A 20,091-nucleotide genomic window follows, 5' to 3' on the forward strand; every position below is an offset into this window, starting at 1 on the left:
GGCGGAGCCGGACCCTTGCTGCCCCTGGTCTCGGGGCTTCAGGCCTTGCGCAGCAGCTTCTTGCGCACCAGGTGGATGTTGTTGCGCAGCGCGTAGAGCTCGTCGGTGTACGACAGCGGCACCACCACTTTCTCCACCTTGGATTCCATCTCGTCGAGCTGCTCCAGCAGCACCTGGGTGCTTTCGCTGTTGTTCTCGTTGCGCAGTTCGACGTCGCGCAGTTCGGCGTACCAGCGGAACACGCGCTTGCGGATGCGGAAGGTGTAGAGCGGCGGCACGATGCGCGAGAGCGGCAGCGCCAGCGCGATGATCAGGCCCATGGCCAGCCACATGCGCTCGATCAGGTTGGCCAGCCAGAACGGCAGGTAACGCTGCAGAAAAGGTTGGGTGCCGCCCTTGATGACGCGCTGCGCCTCGGCGGCGATGGGCACCTCGCTGTGCTCCAGGTTGGGGTACTCGCGTGCCCGGCTGAACCAGCTGGCACCGCCGTGCAACGCGGTCGCGGTCTGTGCGAACAGCTGCAGGATGGCCGGGTGCGTGTCGGCGTGCGCCAGCAGGCTGGTGGTGGAGGCGACCAGCCGCACGTTGCGCGGCGGGATGTTGTTGGCCAGGTCCACCACGCCCTGCGGCATCACCACCGGCGTGAGGTAACCGAAGCGGCGTGAGTAGGCCTCGCTCTGCGCAAAGTCGAGCAGGCGCACGCCCGGCGTCTGCAGCAGCATCTGCACCATCAGCGATTCGGGTGCCGAGGCAAACACCACGGCGTCGATTTCGCCGTTGAGGAACGCCACCGTGGCCGGGGTCTGTTCCAGTTCGCTCAGCGTGAGGTCGGAGGCGCTGATGCGGTTCACTTCCAGCAGGGTGGAGAACAGGCGCGGCACGCCGCTGCCCGGTGTGCCCACGTTGACACGCCAGCCCTTCAGGTCCGCCAGCTTGCTCACCACGGGCGCCTTGTGCAGGCGCTTGGCGCTTTCTTCGCGGTAGAACAGCCACAGCGGCTCCACGAACAGGCTGCCCAGCGAAGAGATGGAATCTTCGTCGTCGTAGCCGATGTCGGCCGTGCCGCCCTGCACGAAACCCAGGTCGGCCTTGCCGGTGCGCAGCAGCTCCAGGTTGGCCGAGGAACCTTCAGACGGCAGCAGCTCGACCGTGATGCCGTTGCGCGCCAGCGCTTCGGCATAACGTTTGCCGAACTCGTCGTAGGCGCTTTGCGCCGGCCCGGTGGCCAGCACCACGCGGTTCGGCGGGTTGGGCTTGAGCCACCAGAAAGTGAAGCAGAGCAGGGCGATCGTGAGGATGGCGAACGGGCCGGCCGACAGCAGCATCTCGCGCAGCGAGAGCAGGGTGTAGCGCAGGGTCTTGGGCATGGCGCGACATTAGCACGGCGCACTGTCAGCACTTGTTGCGCGGGCGCGCGCGTGTCAGCCCTGGGCGACCGGTTCCGAGCGCGGGTGCAGGCGGAACACGCGCACCGCGTCGTTCACCACCTGGGCCTGGGCTTGCAGCGAGCTGGCGGCGGCGGCGAGTTGCTCCACCATGGCCGAGTTCTGCTGCGTCACCGCGTCGAGGTGGCCCACCGCCTGGTTGATCTGTGCCAGGCCCAGGGCCTGTTCCTGGGTGGCACCGGTGATCTCGCCGATCAGGCCATTGACCTGCTCCACCGACTGCACCACCTCGGTCATGGTCTTGCCGGTGCTGTGCACCAGTTCGCTGCCGGTCGCCACCTGGCCGGCCGAGGCCTCGATCAGCGCCTTGATTTCCTTCGACGCCGTGAGCGTGCGCTGGGCCAGGTTGCGCACCTCGCCGGCCACCACCGCAAAACCGCGCCCCTGCTCGCCGGCGCGCGCGGCTTCCACCGCCGCGTTGAGCGCCAGGATGTTGGTCTGGAAGGCGATGCTGTCGATCACGCCGATGATCTCGCCGATGCGGCTGGACGATTGGCGGATACCGTCCATGGTGTGAATCACCCGCGCCATGGCGTCGTTGCCCTTGCGCGCCACGTCGGCCGACCGCTGCGACAGCACCGAGGCCTCGCGCGAGGAGTTGGCGCTTTGCTGCACCGTGCTGCTGAGTTCTTCCACCGAGGCGGCGGTTTCTTCCAGGCTGCCGGCCTGCGACTCGGTGCGCGAGGACAGGTCCTGGTTGCCGGCGGCGATCTGGCTCGACGCCACCTGCACACCCTCCACCTCGTGCCGTACATCGGCCACCACCGCCTGCAGGTTCACGTTGAGCTGGTTGAGCGCGGTGGCGAGTTCACCGAACTCGTTGCTGACCCGGGCTTCGGTGCGCGCCGACAGGTCGCCGGCGGCCATGCGGTTGGCGAACACCACTGCCTGCTTCAAGGGCGCCAGCACCTGGTGGCGCAACAGCGCAGCGGCCAGCGCGGCCAGCGCCAGCAAGCCCAGGCCAGCGCCCAGATGGGCGGCCGTACCGAACGAGGTGGTGAGGTCGCCCACCAGCAGGCCGGCGGCCGCCATGCCGACGGAGCAGAACGCGATGCGTTTTCCCACGGTCGGCCGCAGCCGGCGCTGCAGGCGCCCGATCAGGCCATGGCGCACCAGGTGGCCGCGGTGCAGCGCCAGGGTGGTGTGGCCGCGTTCGGTTTCGGCGCGCATGCGGGCGTACAGCGCCTCGGCCTGCTGCACCTCGTCGCGCGTGGGGCGGGTGCGCACCGACATGTAGCCCACCGGCTGGCCGTTCTCCACCATCGGCGTGGCATTGGCCTTGACCCAATAGTGGTCGCCGTTCTTGCGCCGGTTCTTCACCAGCGCCGACCAGGGCGAACCGCTGGCCAGCGTGGCCCACATGTCGCGGAAGGCCTCGGCCGGCATGTCGGGGTGGCGCACCAGGTTGTGCGGCTGGCCCAGCAATTCCTCGCGCTCGAAGCCGCTGACGGCGACAAAGGCCGGGTTGCAGTAGGTGATGCGGCTTTGCAGGTCGGTGGTCGAAACCAGGGTGACGCCTTCGGGAATGACGAATTCTTGCTGAGTGACGGGCAGGTTGGTGCGCATGGGAGTCGGTGTCGATACAGGGCCGTTGCCGCGCGCTGGCAGGCAGCGAAACGCGGAACTCTGATGCATGTATCGGCAAAAGCCGGTGCCACCCAAGGGCCGGGCGCTACTTTTTTTGTGTGCCCTGAGCGGCAGTTGATCCAGATCAAGCGCCGCTCATTTCCCGCCACGGTCCGACAACCGGACCCGTGCCGGTTCAGGGCGTGGCTTCGATGCTGCGCAGGACGAAGGCACCGTTCACCCGGTCTGCCGTGAAGCGCACCTTGTCGCCGGCTTTGAGGCCGTTCAGCAGTGCCATGTCCCGCGCCTCGAAGACCATGGTCATGGGGGGCATGTCCAGGTTGGGGATGGCGCCGTGTTTGAGCGTGACCTTGCCCGCTGCGCGATCGAGCTTGCGCACCTCGGCCTCGGTGGGTGTTGCGGTGGCAGCGCTGCTGCCGTTCCCGGCGGCAGCAGCCGGTGCCACGTGGTGGCTGTGGTCAGCGCTCTGGGCCGAGGCCAGGCCGGCGCTGGCGGCCAGGGCGATGGCGAGGATGGTGTGGTGGTGCATGGTGTTTCCTGTCTGGTCAATGGGTTGGTCGATGGTTTGGCGGAGGGCCTTCAGTGCCGGTGGCCGCCGCTGGCGGCGGGCTTGCGCGCACTGGCGCTGCCCGGTTGGGGTGCGACCGGGGTGGCCGACCGTTCGGCCGCGGGGGCCTCGGTGCTGTCACTGTCGATCAGGCGCGCCTGGGTGCCGGCGGGCATGGCGTAGTCGCCGGGGTCGCTGTAGTCGCCGGGCTTCTGGTCGGCGCGCACCTTGAGCGTGGTGAACATGCCGCCCATCTCGATCGGTCCGTAGGGGCCGGTGCCGGTCATCATGGGCAAGGTGTTGGCGGGCAACTCCATGGGCATCTGGCCCATGTCGCCCATGCCGCGTTCGCCCATCACCATGTAGTCGGGGTTGGCGCGTTGCAACGGCGCGACCAGGCCGCGGTGGTCGGCTCCGATCAGGGTGGGCACGGCATGGCCCATCGGCCCCATGGTGTGGTGACTCTTGTGGCAATGCATGGCCCAGTCGCCGGGCTCGTCGGCAATGAACTCCAGTTGCCGCATCTGGCCCACCGCGATGTCGGCCGTCACCTCGGGCCAGCGTGCGCCCGTTGGCGTGGGGCCGCCGTCGGTGCCGGTCACCTCGAACTCGATGCCGTGGATGTGCACCGGGTGGTTGGTCATGGTGAGGTTGCCCACCCGCACCCGCACCCGTTCGCCCTGCCGCGCCACCAGTGGGGTGATGCCGGGGAAGACGCGGCTGTTCCAGGCCCAGATGTTCTGCTCCAGCATGGTGTTGACCTGCGGCGTCATGCTGCCGGGTTCGACGTCGAAAGCGTTGAGCAGGAAGCAGTAGTCGCGCTGCACCTCGTGGATCAGCGGGTGTTTCTGTTTCGGGTGCGTGACCCAGAAACCCATCATGCCCATGGCCATCTGCACCATCTCGTCGGCGTGCGGGTGGTACATGAAGGTGCCGGGGCGGCGCGCGGTGAACTCGTAGACGCAGGTCTTGCCGGGCGGGATCGCGGGCTGGTTGAGCCCGGCCACGCCGTCCATGCCGTTGGGCAGGCGCTGGCCATGCCAGTGCACGGTGGTGTGTTCGGGCAGCCGGTTGCTGACGTACAGGCGCACGCGGTCGCCTTCCACCACCTCGATGGTCGGGCCCGGGCTCTGGCCGTTGTAGCCCCACATGTTGACGAGGAAACCGGGCGCCATCTCGCGCACCACCGGTTCGGCCACCAGGTGGAACTCTTTCACGCCGTCCTTCATGCGCCAGGGCAGGGTCCAGCCGTTGAGCGTGACGACGGGGTTGTAGGGCCGGCCGGCGCCGGTGACGCCCGGTGGCGTCCAGGGCGCGGCGGTGTCGGCCGAGGCTTGTTGCACGGCCTCTGGAATGGCGGCCAGGGCGACGCGGCTCACGCTGGTGGCGGCCAGCGCGGACGCGGCCGCGCCGGCGAAGAAATGCCGTCGGTTGAGCGGGTGGTGGGTCATGGTGAGCTTTCGGCAAGGGGTGGGCGCCGCAGCGCCTGTGGGGCGGCGGGCTGCGGGCGGTGGCGCACTGCGCTGACGTGTGCGGTGCTCATGGTTGGGCACCTCCTTCGGCGCGTTCTTCGGCACCGGCCAGCAGCGCCTGCCAGTCGGCCTGCGCCAGCCAGTAGGCGCGCCGCGCTTGCAGGGCCGTGTCGAGTGCGCCCAGGCGTTCGCGTGCGCTGGCCAGCAGATCCCAGGTGCTGGCCAGCATGCCGTTGTAGCGCAGCAAGGTCTCCTGCTCGACCGCGGTCTGCAGCGGCAGCAGCACGTTCTGCGCGTGCAGGGCGGCGGCGTGGCGCAACTGCAGTTCGGCCCAGGTGTGGCGCGCGGCCGCACGGTGTTGCGTGGCCTGGCGCAGCAGCGTGGCTTCGGCATTGACGGCACGCGCGAGCGCGGCGTCGCGCAGCAAGGGCAGATCGTCCAGGTGCGGTGGCGTGCTGGCTTGGCCGATGCCGGTGCCGACATCGGGCAGGGCGTCGAGCGCGCTCTGCACCGCCGCGCTCCAGGCCTGGCGGCGTGCCCCAGGCACGGCGGCGAGTTCGCGCGCGGCCAGCAGCCGGGCCTGCGCCAGCGTGGGATGGCTGCGCAGCACGGCGGCTTCCAGCGTCGCCTCGTTCAGGCCTTCGCCGGGCGAGGGTTGTGCTGGCGGCGTGGGCAGGTCGGTCGGCAGCCGCTCGCCCAGTTGAGCCACGTCATCGGCTCGCCACAGCCCGAGCAGGGTGGCGAGTTGTTGCACGGCGGCCAGGCTCTCGCTGCGTGCCTGCACGCTGGCCTGCCAGGCCTCGGCTTCCACCCGTTGCTCACGCAGTTGGCGGGCCTGGCTCCAGTTGCCGGCCGCCAGCATGCGCCGGCCCAGTTCGCTGCCGGTGCGGGCCGCGTCCAGTGCATCGTTCAGCAGGTGTTCGCGCTGGCGCGCCGCCACGGCCATCACCCAGGCCTGTTGCAGCGTGCGCACATGGGCCGCGTAGGCCGCGCCGATCTGCGCGCGCGTCGGCGCAGGGCTGTCGGCGTGGGTGAACAACTCGGGCCGGTGGCGCAGCGACAGGCGCAGGGCCTGAGGCAGGTCCAGCGGTGTGGTGTCGCTGGTGGTCGCTTGTGCCTTGGTGAATGTGGCGGTTGTGGCCGGTGCAGTGGCTTGCCGGGATTCCCAGCGCAGCAGGTCGGCGTGGCCGCGCGCGAATTCGGCCACGCGCTGGTTGGCGCGCTGCCAGGCGGCGCGCGCGGCGTCCATTCCCTCGGGCAGGGGCGGCACATCGGCCGTGCCGCTGGCGGGCAGCCGCAAGGGGGACGTACTGGACGCGTGGGTGGGGTCGGCTGCTGCCAGCGCATCCAGCGCATGCAGCGGGTAGGCCCGGGTGGAAGCCAGCGCGAGCGCGCAGGCCATGAACATCCCAGCGCGCAGGCGCGGTGGGCGAAGCGGCACAGGCCGCCGGAAAAAAGCCATGGACATCTCCTGAGAACACAGACCAGCGCCCGCAGCGCGGCCCTGGGCGGGCGGCGGCGGACGCACCTCGGGTGTGTGCGCTCAGGAAATGGGTGGTTTGTGGCCCCGTTGCGGTTCGGAGCTGGCGAAACGCTCGGCCGGTGGCGCGAGCAGGCCGTGCCGCGGCGCCAGGGCCGGCACGACCGGGGTGGACAAGGCCATCGCCGGGCCGTTGCAGACCTCGCAGCTCTTGTGCACGTGGTGGTTCATTGCGCTGTCATCGCCATCCGCGTTGGCATGCGCACTGGTGGCAGGTGCTTCGCTGGCCATGGCGTGTTCGGGGCAGGGCGGCGCGCTGCTGGCCGCTGTGTTCATGCTGCTGTGTGCCGGGGCGGCCAGCATGGCCACCGCCATGGCGTCACCCATCCAGCCGCGCACGGGCAGCAGGACGATCATGAGGGCGAGCAGCAGGTGGCGCATGGGTTGGAATGATACGGCGCGCCCCGCCAGGTTCCCGCCGCCCCGAGTTTCAGGGCAACTCGGGTGCGACGCCAAAAGGCGCTGGCGCTGGCGGGCTCTCGGGTGCCGGGGCGGCGGCCTTGGCCACCGGTGGCATCACCTGCGGCGGCAGGCCCATGCCGCGTTGCTGCATCACGGCGCGCAGGCGGTCGGGGTAGTCGGTGATGAGACCGTCCACGCCCCAGTCGATCAGGCGCGCCATGTCTTGCGGCTCGTTCACCGTCCAGGGGATCACGCGCAGTTCGAGTGCGCGGGCGCGCTGCAGCACGTGCTGGTCGAGGTCGTTGAAGTTGGGCGACCAGATCTTGCCGCCGGCCGCGGCGACGAGTGCGGGAACGTCTTCGAAGTCGCCCGGCCGCAGGCCGGCGGTCCAGTCGTTGCCGCGCAAGGTGGACTTGGCCGACAGGTAGGACAGCGGCATGCCCGGCGAGAGTTCGCGCGCCACTTTCTGGATGCGCCAGTCAAAGCTCTGCAGCGTGACGCGCGAGGCCATGCCCTTGGCCTTGATCACGTCCAGCACGGCGCGCACGAAGGTCTCCGGGTTGGGCGACTCGTCGGGCTTGTGCGGGTTGATTTTCAGTTCGATGTTGAAGCGCACATGGCGCGCGCCCAGCTGATGCACGCGGTCGAACAGCGAGGCCAGCGTGGGGATGTGCTGGCCGTCCTGCGACACCTGCTCGGCGAAGTCGCGCGCGTAGCGGGACGAGGGGTTGATGCGACCCACGTCCCAGGCGCCGATCTCGGCCAGCGTGAGCTGGTGGAAGGGCTTGCCGCGCGCCTGCAGCCAGCGGCCGGCGGCGTCGCGTGTGATGTCGGGGTTGGGCGTGGTGTCGTGCGTGATCACCGGCACGCCGTCGGCGCTGAGCACCACGTCGAGCTCCAGCGTGGTGACGCCGATGGCCAGCGCGCGCTCGAACGCGCCCAGGGTGTTTTCGGGCGCCAGGCCACGCGCGCCGCGGTGGCCCTGCGCGTCGAAGGCCAGTGCGGCGCCCGTGCACCACAAAGAGAGCCCGAGGGCGGTGGTGCAGCTCCAGCGAATCCAGGTCAGGCGTTGCACGCCGGGGGTACTTGGTCGGGTCATGGGTGCAGTCTGCCAGCCGGGCGTGACCGCTGCAAGACACCATTCCCTGCCGGCATGGGGGAAAACCCTGCGGTCCCACGTGCGACAAACCGAGGCTGCCCTGTGCCGGTGCGCCCCGTATGCTTGTTGCACAACACCCGCAGGTCATTGGAGACAAACGATGAGCAGCCAGCCCGAAGCCGGGAGCGCCCCGGCGCGCCCCGATCCCAACGCACACCACCGTTTCTGGCCTGCGCGCCTGCCGCACCGCATCACGCCGCCGGCCACCTCGCTGTGGCACAACCTGGTGGTGAGCGCGCAGCGTTACCCCGACAAGCCGGCGCTGGTGTTCTTCGACCAGGTGCTGAGCTACCGCGAGCTGCACACGCAGGCCGAACGCCTGGCCGCGCACCTGCGCGAGAACGGCGTGCAGGACGGCGACCGCGTGATCCTGCTGATGCAGAACTGCCCGCAGTGGGTGGTGGCGCACTTTGCGATCCTGCGCGCCAACGCGGTGGTGGTGCCGGTCAATCCGATGAACCGCGCCGAGGAACTCAAGCACTACATCCTGGACCCGGATGCGCGCGTGGCCATTGCCGCCGCCGACCTGGCGGGTGAACTGCTGCAGGCCAACAACTGTGTGCGCGAGGGCGACCGCCTGCGCCACCTGGTGGTGTCGCACTACAGCGATGCCATCGGGCCGGCAGCCGAGATCCCGCCGGCCTGGGCCGACTGGCTGGCCACGCGCCACGCCACACCGGCGCTGCCTGGCGGCACCGTGAGCGACTGGGCCGAGGCGCTGGCCTGCCAGAGCACGGCGCCCGCACACAACCGCGGACCTGACGACCTGGCGGTGCTGCCCTACACCAGCGGCACCACCGGCCTGCCCAAGGGCTGCATGCACCCGCACCGAACCATCATGCACAACGCGGTGGCGGTGGGCCTGTGGACCCAGAGCACGGCCGACAACGTGGGCCTGCTGGTGGTGCCGATGTTCCACATCACCGGCATGGTGGCCGGCATGCATGCCGCCATCTACCTCGGTGCCACCATGGTGCTGATGCCGCGCTGGGACCGCGAGCTGGCGGGCCGGCTCATCTCGCACTGGCGCGTCACGCACTGGACCAACATACCCACCATGGTGATCGACCTGCTGGCCAGCCCGCGGTTCGACCAGTACGACCTCACCAGCCTGAAGCTGGTGGGCGGTGGTGGTGCGGCGATGCCGCAAGCGGTGGCGCAGCGCCTGCTCGATCAGTACGGCCTGCGGTATTCGGAAGGTTATGGCCTCACCGAAACCGCCGCACCCTCGCACAACAACCCGCCCGACCACCCCAAGCAGCAGTGCCTGGGCATCCCGTTCATGGGCACGCAGGCGCGTGTGGTGGACCCGATCACGCTGGAAGAAATGCCGCAGGGCGAAGCGGGTGAAATCATCATGCACGGGCCCGAGGTGTTCGACGGTTACTGGAAACGCCCCGAGGCCACGGAAGCCGCTTTCATCCAGTTCGAGGGGCAACGTTACTTCCGCTCCGGCGACCTCGGCCGCGTTGACGAAGACGGTTACTACTTCATCACCGACCGGCTCAAACGCATGATCAACGCCAGCGGCTTCAAGGTCTGGCCGGCCGAGGTGGAGGCGCTGATGTTCAAGCACCCGGCGATTGCCGAAGCCTGCGTGATCGCCACCACCGACGCCTACCGCGGCGAGAGCGTGAAGGCGGTGGTGGTGCTGCGCGAAGCGGCGCGCGCCAGCACCAGCGAGCAGGACATTCTGGACTGGTGCCGCGAGCACATGGCGGTGTACAAGTGCCCGCGCACGGTTGCCTTCGTCACGGCCCTGCCCAAGAGCGGCAGCGGCAAGGTGATGTGGCGCCTGCTGCAGGAGCAGGAACACGAGAGCAACACCTTGGCCGACCCCGCACCGTTGACCCCCGCACAATAAGGACATGCCTTCTCTTGCAGAATCTTTCCGTCGCCTGTGGCAGCCGCGCCGCAGCCTGTTCTGGCTGATCATCGCGCTGCAGCTGCTGTCGTCCGTCATCGTGCTGTTCATGCAGGCTACCGACCCACCCATGGGGCTGCGCCTGGTGCTCAGCGTGGTGGCGCTGACCGATTCCTTGCTGGCCTGGTGGCTGACGGTGCGCCTGTGGCGCGAGTCGGCGCCGGCCACCAACCCCTAGGAAAGAAGCACCATGTTCAAAGCCCTTGTGATCACCAAGCCCGAAGCGGGCTACCGCTGCGACCTCACCGAACTCGACGAGGCGCAACTGCCGGCGGAGGGCGACGTGACGGTGCGCATCGACTACTCCACCGTGAACTACAAGGACGGCCTGGCCCTGACCGGCAAGGCGCCCGTGGTGCGCAGCTTTCCCATGGTGCCCGGCATCGACTTCGCCGGCACGGTGACACACAGCGCCCACCCGAAATGGAACACCGGCGACCGCGTGCTGCTCAACGGTTATGGCGTGGGTGAAGGCCACTGGGGCGGGCTGGCGCAGATGGCACGCGTCAAGGGCGACTGGCTGGTGGCCCTGCCCGCCGGCCTGAGCGCGCGCGATGCCATGTCACTCGGCACCGCCGGCTACACCGCCATGCTGTGCGTGCTGGCGCTGCAGCGCCACTGGGCCGCCGCCGGCACCGCACCCGGCAGCGGCGAGGTGCTGGTGACCGGCGCGGGCGGTGGCGTGGGCGGCGTGGCGATCTCGCTGCTGGCCGGCCTGGGCCACACGGTGGTGGCCTCCACCGGCCGGCCGCAGGAAGCCGATTACCTCAAGTCACTCGGCGCGGCCAGCGTGATCCACCGCGACGAACTCAATGCCGCCGGCAAGCCGCTGCAGAAAGAGCGCTGGATCGGTGTGGTCGATTCCGTGGGCAGCCACACGCTGGCGAATGCCTGTGCAAGCACGCGCTACGGTGGCGCCATCGCCGCCTGCGGCCTGGCCCAGGGCATGGACCTGCCGGCCAGCGTGGCGCCCTTCATCCTGCGTGGCATCACGCTGTACGGCATCGACAGCGTGATGGCCCCGATGGCCCAGCGCGAGGCCGCCTGGAGCGCACTGGACCGCACGCTGGACCGCGCACAGCTCGCGGCCATCACGCAAGAGATCGGCCTGCAGGACGCCATCGCCGCCGGTGCCGACATCCTGGCCGGCCGCGTGCGCGGGCGCCTGGTGGTCAACGTCAACGCCTGAGGCGGGCCGACATGTCGGCACACATCGACCCGGCGGCACTGGAGCGTGTGCTGGCCTCCGGCAGCGACTCGTCCTTTCTGCGCCTGTCGCCTGCCGGGCCTGGCGCATCTTGAGCAGGGCAACGAAGGCCTGGCCGCCGAGCGTTTCAACACCGCGCTGCAGGTGGCCCCGCCAACGGCGACATGCAACTCGTGAAGGAGCTGCAGGTGCGGCTGCGGCGGCTGGCACGGCGCGACTGAACACGCCTTAGTGGATGGCGTGGCTGCGCAGGTGCAGCGCCAGCGGCGCGTCGCAAGACTGCGTGTGGCGTGAGAACCAGGCGCCCAGCTCACGCGCCATGCGGCGCACCGGCGCCAGGTCGCCAGCGCGCGCCTGCATCAGGCCTTCGCGCAGCAGGTTCAGCACCACGCGGTGCGCCATCACATGGGTGTCCGAATGGCCGTGTGCGGTCTCGCGCATCCAGCGGTCTTCCTGGCCGAAGTGCAGGGCGGTGTGCGCAACCAGATCGGCCCAGGCCTGCGGCAGTTGCGCATCGTCCGCCGCGTGGGCGCGCGCCAGCAGGTCCATCAATTGCTGGTTCATGGTGTCCATCGAAGGGTGGTCCAGCCGCATGGCTTCGGTCCACTGAGGTGCGGTTGTCATGGTGTGCTCCTGGTGCGCCCGGGAGGGCAGGGCGCCAGCTTCGCCGCAGTGCGTGGTGTGCGTGTTGATCCAGCGCAAACCGGCGAGTGGTCGATAGCCCCGACGCGCCGTCGGCCCACCGGCCCGCCGCTACACTGGCCGCCCATGACCAGCGAATTCCAACCTCCTTATGTGCCGCTGCCCGATCTGCACGGTGCCCTGAAGTCCCACGGCTTTGCCCTGCTCAGCGCGCACGCGGTGGGTGAGTGGCTGGGCGCCTCGGCCGCCGACATGGCGGCCCTGCATGCGGGCTGGGACCGCCTGCCGGCCGACGCCTACCTGAAGGACGGTGGGCGTTACCGCAGCCGGCGCCACAGCTGTTTTGTGGTCAACGGCGCGCGCGTGGAGCAGTCGCCGCACCGCGCGCACTGGCAACCGCTGGAATACAACGCGCTGCACGGCGGCATGCAACGCTGGTTCGAACCGATGGAGCCTGAGGTGGTGGCACTGCCGGTGTGGAACCACCTGCTGACCAGGCTGGGCGAAGCGGCCAGCGCCCTGCGCGGCGATCAGCCTTGGTACGTGGAGGCGCACCCGTTCCGCATCGACACCACCGACGGCATCGGCCGGCCCACGCCCGAAGGCGCACACCGCGACGGCGTGGACCTGGTGGCGGTGTTCATGGTCGGCCGCCACGCCATCAAGGGTGGAGAGAGCCGCGTGTTCGAAGCCAACGGCCCGAGCGGCCAGCGCTTCACGCTGCGCGACCCGTGGTCGCTGCTGCTGCTCGACGACGCCCGAGTGATCCACGAAACCACCCCGATCCAGCCGGTGGATGCGGACGCGCTGGGCTGGCGGGATACGTTGGTGGTGACGTACCGCAGGGGCGGGTTTCAGGGGGATTGAAGTCGATGCCGTCGTGTTGTATGGATACGATGACTTATGTCAACGAGAAGCGGCCCCAGGATGGCCATCACGTCGCCGGCGAAGACCCCGGCCGGCACCAATGGTGCCATAGGGGCCGTGGCGGTGAACACGTCAGGCAGCAACGACGTCCTGCATCGGCCAGCCGGGCGGCCATGTCCAGCATGGCGAGGTCGCAGGCATCGGCATAGAAGACGACGCCGGGCCGTGGGCCGCTGCTGTCGGGTGTCAGTAGCCAAGCGCCGCTGGGGCTGGCAGGCTGAGGGCGGTGGTGGGCGTGCGGGCCAGGCTATCGGCGCCGCAGACAGATCGCCGACGGTAGCTACAGACTACAGTCGGGGGTATATGGCCCAGGTGATTCCCCCCTTCGAAGACATCGCGAAATTTCGACAGCCGGCCACGCCCGGCGAGCTACACCTGCTGCACTGGCTGGAGGCGCAGCTCGATGCCGGCACCCAGGTGTTCTTCCAGCCCTGCATCAACGGCGACCGGCCCGACATCGTGCTGATGCACCGCGAGCGGGGCCTGCTCATCGTCGAGGTTAAGGACTGGGATCTGGTGCAATACTGCGTGGATGCCGACAACCGCTGGTCGCTGCGCCACGGAGCTCACCCCTATGCGCTGCGCAGCCCGGCGGCTCAGGCCTTCCACTACAAGCAGACCTTTTTCAAGCTGCACGTCAACGGCCTGCTGGAGAGGGCCGCCAAAGACAAGCGCTTCTACGGCCTGATCCATGTGCTGGTCTACCTGCATGGCCCGAACAGAGACGCGGTGGAGCATTTTTATGCCCCCGCGCGTGGCGTGCTGCGCCAGCAGTTGGCGGACAACGCATTGGCCTTCCGGGAGAAGCGCATCCCGCATGTGGAGTTCGAACGCAGGCTGGAGGCGCTTAACCGCAAGCGGAATCGCCTCGACCGAGACATGAAGATGACGGTCACGGCCGACCAACTGTGCTGGAAGATGCGTTTCCCGGACCGGGTGCCGTCGGAGTTGTTCACCGACGACATCCATGCTGAATTCCTGCGCCTGCTGATGCCGCCCTTCCACTACGCGCACCAGGGCCGCGAGATCGCCTACACGCCTCGCCAAGCGGCGCTGGGCCAGAGCCTGCCGGGGCACGCCAAGATCCGCGGGCTGGCCGGCTCCGGCAAGACCACGGTGCTGGCGCGGCGCGCTGTGAGCGCCCATGCGCGGCATGGCGGCGACGTGCTGCTGCTGACCTTTAACCTCACGCTGCGCATGTACGTTCACGACAGGATCAGCGAGGTGCGCAGCGACTTTTCCTGGTCGCGTTTCCAGATCTTGCACTACCACGGCTTCATCACCGGCGTGCTGGGCAATGCCGGGGTGGACGTCTTGCCGCCTTTGCGCGAGTCGCCCGATGTCTGGTACGAGCGCGAGTACTACTCCAACATTGGGCTGTTCCGGGAAATCTTCGCCAGCCAGGAGGCCGACCAGCCCAAGGCCAAGGGCCGGCACCGCTACCGCACCATACTGGTCGACGAAATCCAAGACTACCGGCCGGCCTGGGTGCAGATTCTGCAGGAATTCTTCTTGGAGGAGGGCGGCGAACTGGTGCTATTTGGCGATGAGCGGCAGAACATCTACAACCGGCCGGTGGACGAGGAACGCAAGGTGCGGCTGCCGGACGGCTACGGTCGCTGGTTGACTCTCAACAAGAGCTTTCGCTACCGAGCAGACTCGCACATCCTGGCGCTGGCCAGCAACTTCCAGCGCGAGTTCCTGGCCCAGCGGTACGACTGGGAGGCCGACGCGGCCTACCAACCGGCGCTGTCGCTGGTAGGTGTCAATGCCTTCCAGGGTTTCGTGGATGGCGACCATGCTACTCTGGCCGCGCAGGTCATACGGCTGGCTCAGCAGGAACGCATACATCCTAACGACCTCACCGTGATCGCCTCCCAGAAGGAGGAGCTGCGAGAGATCGACTACCAGGTGCGCAAGGGGCCGCGCCACCGTGAGCACACCCTGACCACCTTCGCCAGCCGAGAGCTGATGGAACTGGTGGAGGTGCTGCGTGAGGCCCAGGTTTGGGGCATCAGCGCTCACCGTGAGCTGGACCAGGAGCGCCTGCGCGACTTCCCTGGTGGCCTGGAGGCGGCTCGCGGCCTGCAGCGCGCGCTGGAGCCGGTCAGCCGTATGTTCAAGTCGCTCCAGCACGCGCTGGAAACGGTGCACGCGGTGGAAAAGCAGAAGAAGTACGCCTTCAACCTCAACAGCGGTGTGATGAAGCTCTCCACCACGCACAGCTTCAAGGGCTTCGAATCGCCCACCGTGGTACTGCTTGTGGGCGCCCGGGACTCGGCCGAACTGGTCTACACCGGCCTGACGCGGGCTCGCGAGAACATCGTCGTCTATGTCCATGCGGAGAGCCCATTCCACTGCTTCTTCGCCAAACGGCTGGAGCCACTGGAGCGGTTGCTGCAAGCGGCGGAGACTGGCGGGTAGTTGCCCGGTCCGTCGGGGTAGTACTAGTTCGGTGGCGCGGTGCTCGACGGTGGTTAGTGTGTTGCATCGGCCGGTTGAATCCGCCGCCGAAAGCCGCTTTCCCTGCTCAGGGCAGGCAGGGCTTGAGTTGCCCCGCCGTGAACGGCGCACAGCCTGCGCTCCTGGCTCACACCCGCTCGAAGATCGCCGCAATCCCCTGCCCACCACCAATGCACATGGTCACCAGTGCATAGCGGCCCTGCACGCGCTGCAGCTCGTGGATGGCCTTCACGGTGATCAGCGCGCCGGTGGCGCCGATGGGGTGGCCGAGGGAGATGCCCGAGCCGTTGGGGTTGACCTTGGCCGGGTCCAGGCCGAGGTCGCGCGTGACGGCGCAGGCTTGTGCGGCGAAGGCTTCGTTGGCTTCGATCACGTCGAGGTCGTTCACCGTCAGGCCGGCCTTCTTCAGCGCCAGCTGGGTCGCGGGCACCGGGCCGATGCCCATGTACTTCGGGTCCACACCGGCGTGGGCGTAGGCGACCAGGCGGGCCAGCGGCTTGGCGCCGCGTGCCTTCACCGTATCACCGTCCATCAGCACCACGGCCGCGGCGGCGTCGTTGATGCCCGAGGCGTTGCCGGCCGTCACGGTGCCGTTCTCTTTCTGGAACACCGGCTTGAGCTTGGCGAAGTCGGCCATCGTGGCGTTGCTGCGGAAGTGTTCGTCGGTGGCATAGGCCACGTCGCCCTTCTTGCTCTTGAGCGTCACCGGCACGATCTGGTCTTTGAACAGGCCGGCTTCGGTGGCGCGCTGCGCGCGGTTGTGGCTGTCCACCGCCAGCTGGTCCTGGTCTTCGCGGCTGATGCCCCACTTGGCGGCGATGTTCTCGGCCGTCACGCCCATGTGGATGTTGTGGAAGGGGTCGTGCAGCGCGCCGATCATCATGTCGACCATCTTGGTGTCGCCCATGCGCGCGCCCCAGCGCATGTTGAGGCTGGCGAAGGGGGCGCGGCTCATCACCTCGGCACCGGCGCCGATGGCGATGTCGGTGTCGCCGAGCTGGATGCTCTGCGCGGCCGAGACGATGGCCTGCAGGCCCGAGCCGCAGAGGCGGTTGACGTTGAAGGCGGGCGTGCCTTCGGCGCAGCCACCGGTGATGGCCGCCACGCGGGAGAGGTACATGTCTTTCGGTTCGGTGTTGACGACGTGGCCGAACACCACATGGCCCACGTCCTTGCCCTCGACGCTGGCGCGTGCCAGCGATTCGCGCACCACGAGCGCACCGAGTTCGGTGGGCGGCTGGTCTTTCAGGCTGCCGCCAAAGGTGCCGATGGCGGTGCGCACGGCGCTGACGACGAACACGTCACGGCGGTTTGTGGTGCTGGTGTTGCTCATGGTGGTTTCCTTGATGGGTGAAGAGAGGGGCGGGGGAGGGGAAAAAATGAGGTGTCGGCCAACATCCTAGCCCTGCCACGAAGGCTGGGCCGCGAGGCGGGTCAGAAGCTGTGGCGCGCCAGCACGCGCAGCTGCGTGCCGCTGCTGTCCTTGCCCGGCCGCGTGAGCAGGATCTCGCCCATGGCCGGGGTCTGGCCGGTGAGGGCTTCGACGTTGATGTGGTGCGTCACCAGCACCTGGTTGCGTGGCGCGGCCCAGCCCCGCAGGTTCTCGATCACGTCGAGCGTCTGTTCCTCGCGCTCTTCGGCACCGAAGAAGGCGTTGAGCGGCGGCCAGACGGTGTTCTTCTTGAAGGCCAGCATGGCGGTGTCCGCGCAGCGGCACCAGGCGCTGGAGCGCACCTGATGGATCTGCACCTGTTCGCGCATGAAGGCCGTGTGCATCTTGCGTGCCTGTTCGCGGCCGGCTTCGCTCAGGTTGCGTTGCGTGCTGCAGTCGCCCAGCGTGAAGTTCGGCGGGTCACCGCCGCCGCCCTGGGTCTGGGCGTGGCGCATCAGCAGCACGCAGCCGCCTTCGCGCAGCAGGGTCCAGAAGCCGGCGGGCGGTGCCACTTGCGACAGCGCCAGGTCGGGCAGCAGGCCGGCACCGAGGGCCGCACCGGCGGCCTGGGTGAAGCGGCGGCGGGGCATGGGGGTGTTGAACATGCGAGAGGTCTCCTTGGGGAATGTCTGCGGCTCAGCCGCGCACGTCGGCCACGGGCTCCTGGCCGAAGTCCGGCCGGGCCAGAAAGGCCAGCACGTGCGCTGCGGCCTCGTCGGGCGAGGTGAGCTGGCCCTGGTTTTTGAGTTCGACGAAACGCTCGCGGTCGGGGAAGGCTGCGGGGTCGCCCGCGCGAAGCTGGATCTGCATGTCGGTGTCGATCACGCCGGGTGCCAGCGACACCAGCTGCGCGCCGTGCGGCCGCTGTGCTTCTTCCAGCGCGCAGCAGCGCGTGAAGTGGTCCATGCCGGCCTTGGCCGCGCAGTAGGGCGCCTGCGCGGCCATCGCCCGCCGGCCCAGGCCGGAGGAAATGTTGAGCACCTTGCGCGGGCCGCGCCAGCCGCCTTCCACCCAGATGCGGGTGCTTCGCAGGAACGCGGCGGTGAGCTGCATCGGTGCTTCCAGCCCGACGCGCAGCGCGTTGGCGAGTTCGCTGGGCGGGCATTCGTCCAGCGGGCCGATGCGCGGGATCACGCCCGCGTTGTTGATGAGCGTGGCGCTGGCGATGGTGGCGGCATCGAGGTCGGCCAGCCATTCGGCCAGGCGCTGTCCGGCGTCGGTGGTGTCGGCCAGGTCCTGTGTCCATTGCGTGAGGGTGGCGTCCTGGCGGCGGGCTTTGTCGGCCAGTTCGGCGTTGACGTGGCGCGCGATGGTGAGCAGGTGGCCGTTGGAGCGCAGCGACTGTTTTGCCATGGACAGGCCCATGCCGCGCGAGCCGCCGGTGAGGATGGTGAGGTGGATGGTGGTCATGGCATGCGTCTCAGAAAGGGCAGGGGCTGTGGAAGTGCATGGTCTCATTGCTCAGCGGGTGCGGCAACGAGAGCTGTTGTGCATGCAGCAGCAGGCGCGGGGCGCGGGCCTGCTGTTCGGGCGTGGCGTAGAGCATGTCGCCAAGTATCGGATGGCCGATGGCCTGCAGGTGCACGCGCAGCTGGTGCGTGCGGCCGGTGACGGGTTCGAGTTCGAGCCGGGTGCTGTCGGGTTCCGAAGGGCCGGCGATGCGCCAGCGCGTCACACTGGGTTTGCCGAGCTCGGCGCTGACGATGCTGCGTGGGCGGTTGGGCCAGTCGATGATGAGCGGCAGGTCGATGGTGTTCCAGCCGTTGTCGGGCTGCAGGTTGTGCAATGTGCCGGCGACAACAGCGGTGTAGCGCTTGTGCACCCGCCGGGTTTCAAAGGCGCGGCCGAGCTGGCGTTGTGCCTCGATGCCGCGCGCCATCACCACCAGGCCGGAGGTGGCCATGTCGAGCCGGTGCACCACCAGGGCGTCGGGCCAGCGGGCCTGGGCGCGGGCGCTCAGGCAGTCCTGCTTGTCGGGGCCTCTGCCCGGCACGGCCAGCAGGCCGGCGGGTTTGTCGAGCACGATCATCGTGTCGTCTTCGTGGATGACTTGCACGTTGCTCATGCGGCGCACCTTGCGGGCACATGGACGCACGGCGTTCTGCTCATCCATGCGCCAGAAGAAATGTGGGCAGTCCAACGTTCGAGCACCAATGAGCTCGTCGGTGATCGGGAGGGATGGCGCAGCCATCCCGGGGGAGATTCGCGGAGCCGTTCCGCCCGGTCGGCGATGACCGGAGCTGCCGGAGCACAGGGAGAAAAGGACAGGAACATCCGCACATTCTCCCGGCAAAGGACAATACCCCCCATGCTGCTGCTCGCGCCCATGGAAGGACTTCTCGACGCCACCCTGCGCGATGTGCTCACGCGCACCGGTGGCATCGACCGCTGCGTGAGCGAGTTCATCCGCGTCACCACCACGGTGCTGCCCGAGCGCGCCTTCATCCGAGTGGTGCCCGAGCTGCTCAACGGCGGGCGCACCCGCGCCGGCGTGCCGGTGCGCGCACAACTGCTCGGCTCCGATCCGACCCTGCTGGCAGAAAACGCCGCCCGGCTGGCCGGCCTCGGGCCGCACGGCATTGACCTCAACTTCGGCTGCCCGGCCAAGACCGTCAACCAGAGCCGCGGCGGCGCCGTGCTGCTGGACGAACCCGAGCTGGTCGGCCGCATCGTGGCGGCGGTGCGTCGCGCCGTGCCGGCGGCCATGCCGGTGTCGGCCAAGATGCGGCTGGGCTTCAACGACGACAGCCGCGCCGAAGAATGTGCCCACGCCATCGCCGATGCCGGTGCCGACGAACTGGTGATCCACGCCCGCACCAAGGCCCATGGCTACCGGCCACCCGCCTACTGGGATCGGCTGGCCGAGGTGCGCGCCTCGCTGCCTGCCCACCTTCGCCTGCCGGTGATTGCCAACGGCGAGATCTGGAGCGTGGCCGACGCCGTTCGCTGCCGCGAAGTGACGGGCTGCGAACACCTCATGATCGGCCGCGGCATGGTCACCGACCCCGGCCTCGCGCTCGCCATCAAAGGCCAGGCGGGCGGTGTGCCCTGGGCCGTGCTGCCGCCGCTGCTGCTGAGTTTCTGGCAACAGGTGAGCGCCCGCGTGGAGCGCCGCCACCGCGCCGGCCGGCTCAAACAATGGCTCAACTACCTGCGCAAGTGTTACCCCGAGGCCCAGGCCGCGTTCGACGAACTGCGTCTGCTTAACGAGCCCGCCGACATCGAGGCCTGGCTGCAGCGCGCCCAGTTGTCTGAAATGCCTAGCACAGCGCCGTCTCCGGCGCTGCCAGCAGAAATGGCGCTGGCGTGTTAACTTCCGGCCCCAGACCCGAAAACGACGCCTG

General features: G+C 68.7%; 18 protein-coding genes. 6 read left to right on the forward strand and 12 right to left on the reverse strand.

From position 1 onward, the window contains the following. Positions 1–38: 38 nt before the first annotated feature. From HPA01S_RS19030 to HPA01S_RS19060, 7 genes are all read right to left on the reverse strand, one after another. Positions 39–1,367 carry a TAXI family TRAP transporter solute-binding subunit gene (locus HPA01S_RS19030; protein ID WP_066272426.1) on the reverse strand — a complete coding sequence of 443 codons (1,329 nt, stop codon included), beginning with the start codon at positions 1,365–1,367 and terminating at the stop codon, positions 39–41. Between the two features lie 54 nt (positions 1,368–1,421). Then, positions 1,422–3,011 carry a methyl-accepting chemotaxis protein gene (locus HPA01S_RS19035; protein WP_066272428.1) on the reverse strand — a complete coding sequence of 530 codons (1,590 nt, stop codon included), beginning with the start codon at positions 3,009–3,011 and terminating at the stop codon, positions 1,422–1,424. Between the two features lie 196 nt (positions 3,012–3,207). Further along, complete coding sequence (locus HPA01S_RS19040) at positions 3,208–3,561, reverse strand: copper-binding protein (protein WP_066272430.1); 354 nt, start codon at positions 3,559–3,561, stop codon at positions 3,208–3,210. 50 nt (positions 3,562–3,611) lie between these two features. After that, positions 3,612–5,030: a multicopper oxidase family protein gene (locus tag HPA01S_RS19045; RefSeq protein ID WP_066272432.1), complete on the reverse strand. Its 1,419-nt coding sequence runs from the start codon at positions 5,028–5,030 to the stop codon at positions 3,612–3,614. An 88-nt stretch (positions 5,031–5,118) separates the two neighbouring features. Further along, positions 5,119–6,513 (reverse strand): TolC family protein, encoded by a 1,395-nt coding sequence (locus HPA01S_RS19050; RefSeq protein ID WP_157085094.1) that lies wholly within the window; start codon positions 6,511–6,513, stop codon positions 5,119–5,121. 81 nt (positions 6,514–6,594) lie between these two features. Further along, the gene (locus HPA01S_RS19055) at positions 6,595–6,972 is read right to left on the reverse strand and encodes a DUF2946 family protein (RefSeq protein ID WP_066272436.1); all 378 of its coding nucleotides are present in this window, start codon (positions 6,970–6,972) and stop codon (positions 6,595–6,597) included. Positions 6,973–7,021: 49 nt separating this feature from the next. Beyond that, positions 7,022–8,092: a glycerophosphodiester phosphodiesterase gene (locus HPA01S_RS19060; RefSeq protein WP_084360826.1), complete on the reverse strand. Its 1,071-nt coding sequence runs from the start codon at positions 8,090–8,092 to the stop codon at positions 7,022–7,024. A 160-nt stretch (positions 8,093–8,252) separates the two neighbouring features. On the opposite strand from HPA01S_RS19060, the gene HPA01S_RS19065 reads away from it, so the two are divergent. From HPA01S_RS19065 to acuI, 3 genes are read left to right on the forward strand one after another with little or no spacing between them, the layout of a single operon-like run. Further along, positions 8,253–10,016 carry a long-chain fatty acid--CoA ligase gene (locus HPA01S_RS19065; RefSeq protein ID WP_066272438.1) on the forward strand — a complete coding sequence of 588 codons (1,764 nt, stop codon included), beginning with the start codon at positions 8,253–8,255 and terminating at the stop codon, positions 10,014–10,016. A gap of 4 nt (positions 10,017–10,020) precedes the next feature. Further along, positions 10,021–10,254, forward strand: coding sequence for a hypothetical protein (locus HPA01S_RS19070; protein ID WP_066272439.1), 234 nt, complete (start codon positions 10,021–10,023; stop codon positions 10,252–10,254). A 12-nt stretch (positions 10,255–10,266) separates the two neighbouring features. Then, the gene (gene acuI, locus HPA01S_RS19075; RefSeq protein WP_066272441.1) at positions 10,267–11,265 is read left to right on the forward strand and encodes an acrylyl-CoA reductase (NADPH); all 999 of its coding nucleotides are present in this window, start codon (positions 10,267–10,269) and stop codon (positions 11,263–11,265) included. A 246-nt stretch (positions 11,266–11,511) separates the two neighbouring features. Here acuI and HPA01S_RS19080 read toward each other — a convergent pair whose 3' ends face one another. Next, positions 11,512–11,907: a bacteriohemerythrin gene (locus HPA01S_RS19080; protein ID WP_157085095.1), complete on the reverse strand. Its 396-nt coding sequence runs from the start codon at positions 11,905–11,907 to the stop codon at positions 11,512–11,514. A gap of 144 nt (positions 11,908–12,051) precedes the next feature. Between HPA01S_RS19080 and HPA01S_RS19085 the strand changes: the two genes are divergently transcribed. Together HPA01S_RS19085 and HPA01S_RS19090 are read left to right on the forward strand one after the other, a co-directional pair. Further along, entirely contained in the window at positions 12,052–12,792 is a 741-nt protein-coding gene (locus HPA01S_RS19085) for a 2OG-Fe dioxygenase family protein (protein ID WP_066272444.1), read from the forward strand. A 363-nt stretch (positions 12,793–13,155) separates the two neighbouring features. Beyond that, complete coding sequence (locus HPA01S_RS19090) at positions 13,156–15,276, forward strand: nuclease-related domain-containing DEAD/DEAH box helicase (RefSeq protein ID WP_066272446.1); 2,121 nt, start codon at positions 13,156–13,158, stop codon at positions 15,274–15,276. Between the two features lie 166 nt (positions 15,277–15,442). Here HPA01S_RS19090 and bktB read toward each other — a convergent pair whose 3' ends face one another. The 4 genes from bktB to HPA01S_RS19110 form a co-directional block, all read right to left on the reverse strand. Continuing rightward, entirely contained in the window at positions 15,443–16,648 is a 1,206-nt protein-coding gene (bktB, locus tag HPA01S_RS19095) for a beta-ketothiolase BktB (protein ID WP_066272447.1), read from the reverse strand. Positions 16,649–16,749: 101 nt separating this feature from the next. After that, the gene (locus HPA01S_RS19100) at positions 16,750–17,352 is read right to left on the reverse strand and encodes a histidine phosphatase family protein (RefSeq protein ID WP_245638701.1); all 603 of its coding nucleotides are present in this window, start codon (positions 17,350–17,352) and stop codon (positions 16,750–16,752) included. Between the two features lie 31 nt (positions 17,353–17,383). Further along, complete coding sequence (locus HPA01S_RS19105; protein WP_066272448.1) at positions 17,384–18,157, reverse strand: SDR family NAD(P)-dependent oxidoreductase; 774 nt, start codon at positions 18,155–18,157, stop codon at positions 17,384–17,386. Between the two features lie 10 nt (positions 18,158–18,167). Then, entirely contained in the window at positions 18,168–18,812 is a 645-nt protein-coding gene (locus HPA01S_RS19110; protein ID WP_066272486.1) for an RluA family pseudouridine synthase, read from the reverse strand. A 243-nt stretch (positions 18,813–19,055) separates the two neighbouring features. On the opposite strand from HPA01S_RS19110, the gene HPA01S_RS19115 reads away from it, so the two are divergent. Further along, positions 19,056–20,060: a tRNA-dihydrouridine synthase gene (locus HPA01S_RS19115; RefSeq protein ID WP_066272449.1), complete on the forward strand. Its 1,005-nt coding sequence runs from the start codon at positions 19,056–19,058 to the stop codon at positions 20,058–20,060. Positions 20,061–20,091 lie beyond the last annotated feature (31 nt).

This window comes from Hydrogenophaga palleronii NBRC 102513, assembly GCF_001571225.1.
Classification (GTDB): domain Bacteria; phylum Pseudomonadota; class Gammaproteobacteria; order Burkholderiales; family Burkholderiaceae_C; genus Hydrogenophaga; species Hydrogenophaga palleronii.

Excerpts from the sequence above, each read along its gene's own strand:
- HPA01S_RS19030 (WP_066272426.1), bottom strand. The coding sequence starts at position 1,367 with ATGCCCAAGACCCTGCGCTACACCCTGCTCTCGCTGCGCGAGATGCTG.
- HPA01S_RS19035 (WP_066272428.1), bottom strand. The coding sequence starts at position 3,011 with ATGCGCACCAACCTGCCCGTCACTCAGCAAGAATTCGTCATTCCCGAA.
- HPA01S_RS19040 (WP_066272430.1), bottom strand. The coding sequence starts at position 3,561 with ATGCACCACCACACCATCCTCGCCATCGCCCTGGCCGCCAGCGCCGGC.
- HPA01S_RS19045 (WP_066272432.1), bottom strand. The coding sequence starts at position 5,030 with ATGACCCACCACCCGCTCAACCGACGGCATTTCTTCGCCGGCGCGGCC.
- HPA01S_RS19050 (WP_157085094.1), bottom strand. The coding sequence starts at position 6,513 with ATGGCTTTTTTCCGGCGGCCTGTGCCGCTTCGCCCACCGCGCCTGCGC.
- HPA01S_RS19055 (WP_066272436.1), bottom strand. The coding sequence starts at position 6,972 with ATGCGCCACCTGCTGCTCGCCCTCATGATCGTCCTGCTGCCCGTGCGC.
- HPA01S_RS19060 (WP_084360826.1), bottom strand. The coding sequence starts at position 8,092 with ATGACCCGACCAAGTACCCCCGGCGTGCAACGCCTGACCTGGATTCGC.
- HPA01S_RS19065 (WP_066272438.1), top strand. The coding sequence starts at position 8,253 with ATGAGCAGCCAGCCCGAAGCCGGGAGCGCCCCGGCGCGCCCCGATCCC.
- HPA01S_RS19070 (WP_066272439.1), top strand. The coding sequence starts at position 10,021 with ATGCCTTCTCTTGCAGAATCTTTCCGTCGCCTGTGGCAGCCGCGCCGC.
- acuI (WP_066272441.1), top strand. The coding sequence starts at position 10,267 with ATGTTCAAAGCCCTTGTGATCACCAAGCCCGAAGCGGGCTACCGCTGC.
- HPA01S_RS19080 (WP_157085095.1), bottom strand. The coding sequence starts at position 11,907 with ATGACAACCGCACCTCAGTGGACCGAAGCCATGCGGCTGGACCACCCT.
- HPA01S_RS19085 (WP_066272444.1), top strand. The coding sequence starts at position 12,052 with ATGACCAGCGAATTCCAACCTCCTTATGTGCCGCTGCCCGATCTGCAC.
- HPA01S_RS19090 (WP_066272446.1), top strand. The coding sequence starts at position 13,156 with ATGGCCCAGGTGATTCCCCCCTTCGAAGACATCGCGAAATTTCGACAG.
- bktB (WP_066272447.1), bottom strand. The coding sequence starts at position 16,648 with ATGAGCAACACCAGCACCACAAACCGCCGTGACGTGTTCGTCGTCAGC.
- HPA01S_RS19100 (WP_245638701.1), bottom strand. The coding sequence starts at position 17,352 with ATGTTCAACACCCCCATGCCCCGCCGCCGCTTCACCCAGGCCGCCGGT.
- HPA01S_RS19105 (WP_066272448.1), bottom strand. The coding sequence starts at position 18,157 with ATGACCACCATCCACCTCACCATCCTCACCGGCGGCTCGCGCGGCATG.
- HPA01S_RS19110 (WP_066272486.1), bottom strand. The coding sequence starts at position 18,812 with ATGAGCAACGTGCAAGTCATCCACGAAGACGACACGATGATCGTGCTC.
- HPA01S_RS19115 (WP_066272449.1), top strand. The coding sequence starts at position 19,056 with ATGCTGCTGCTCGCGCCCATGGAAGGACTTCTCGACGCCACCCTGCGC.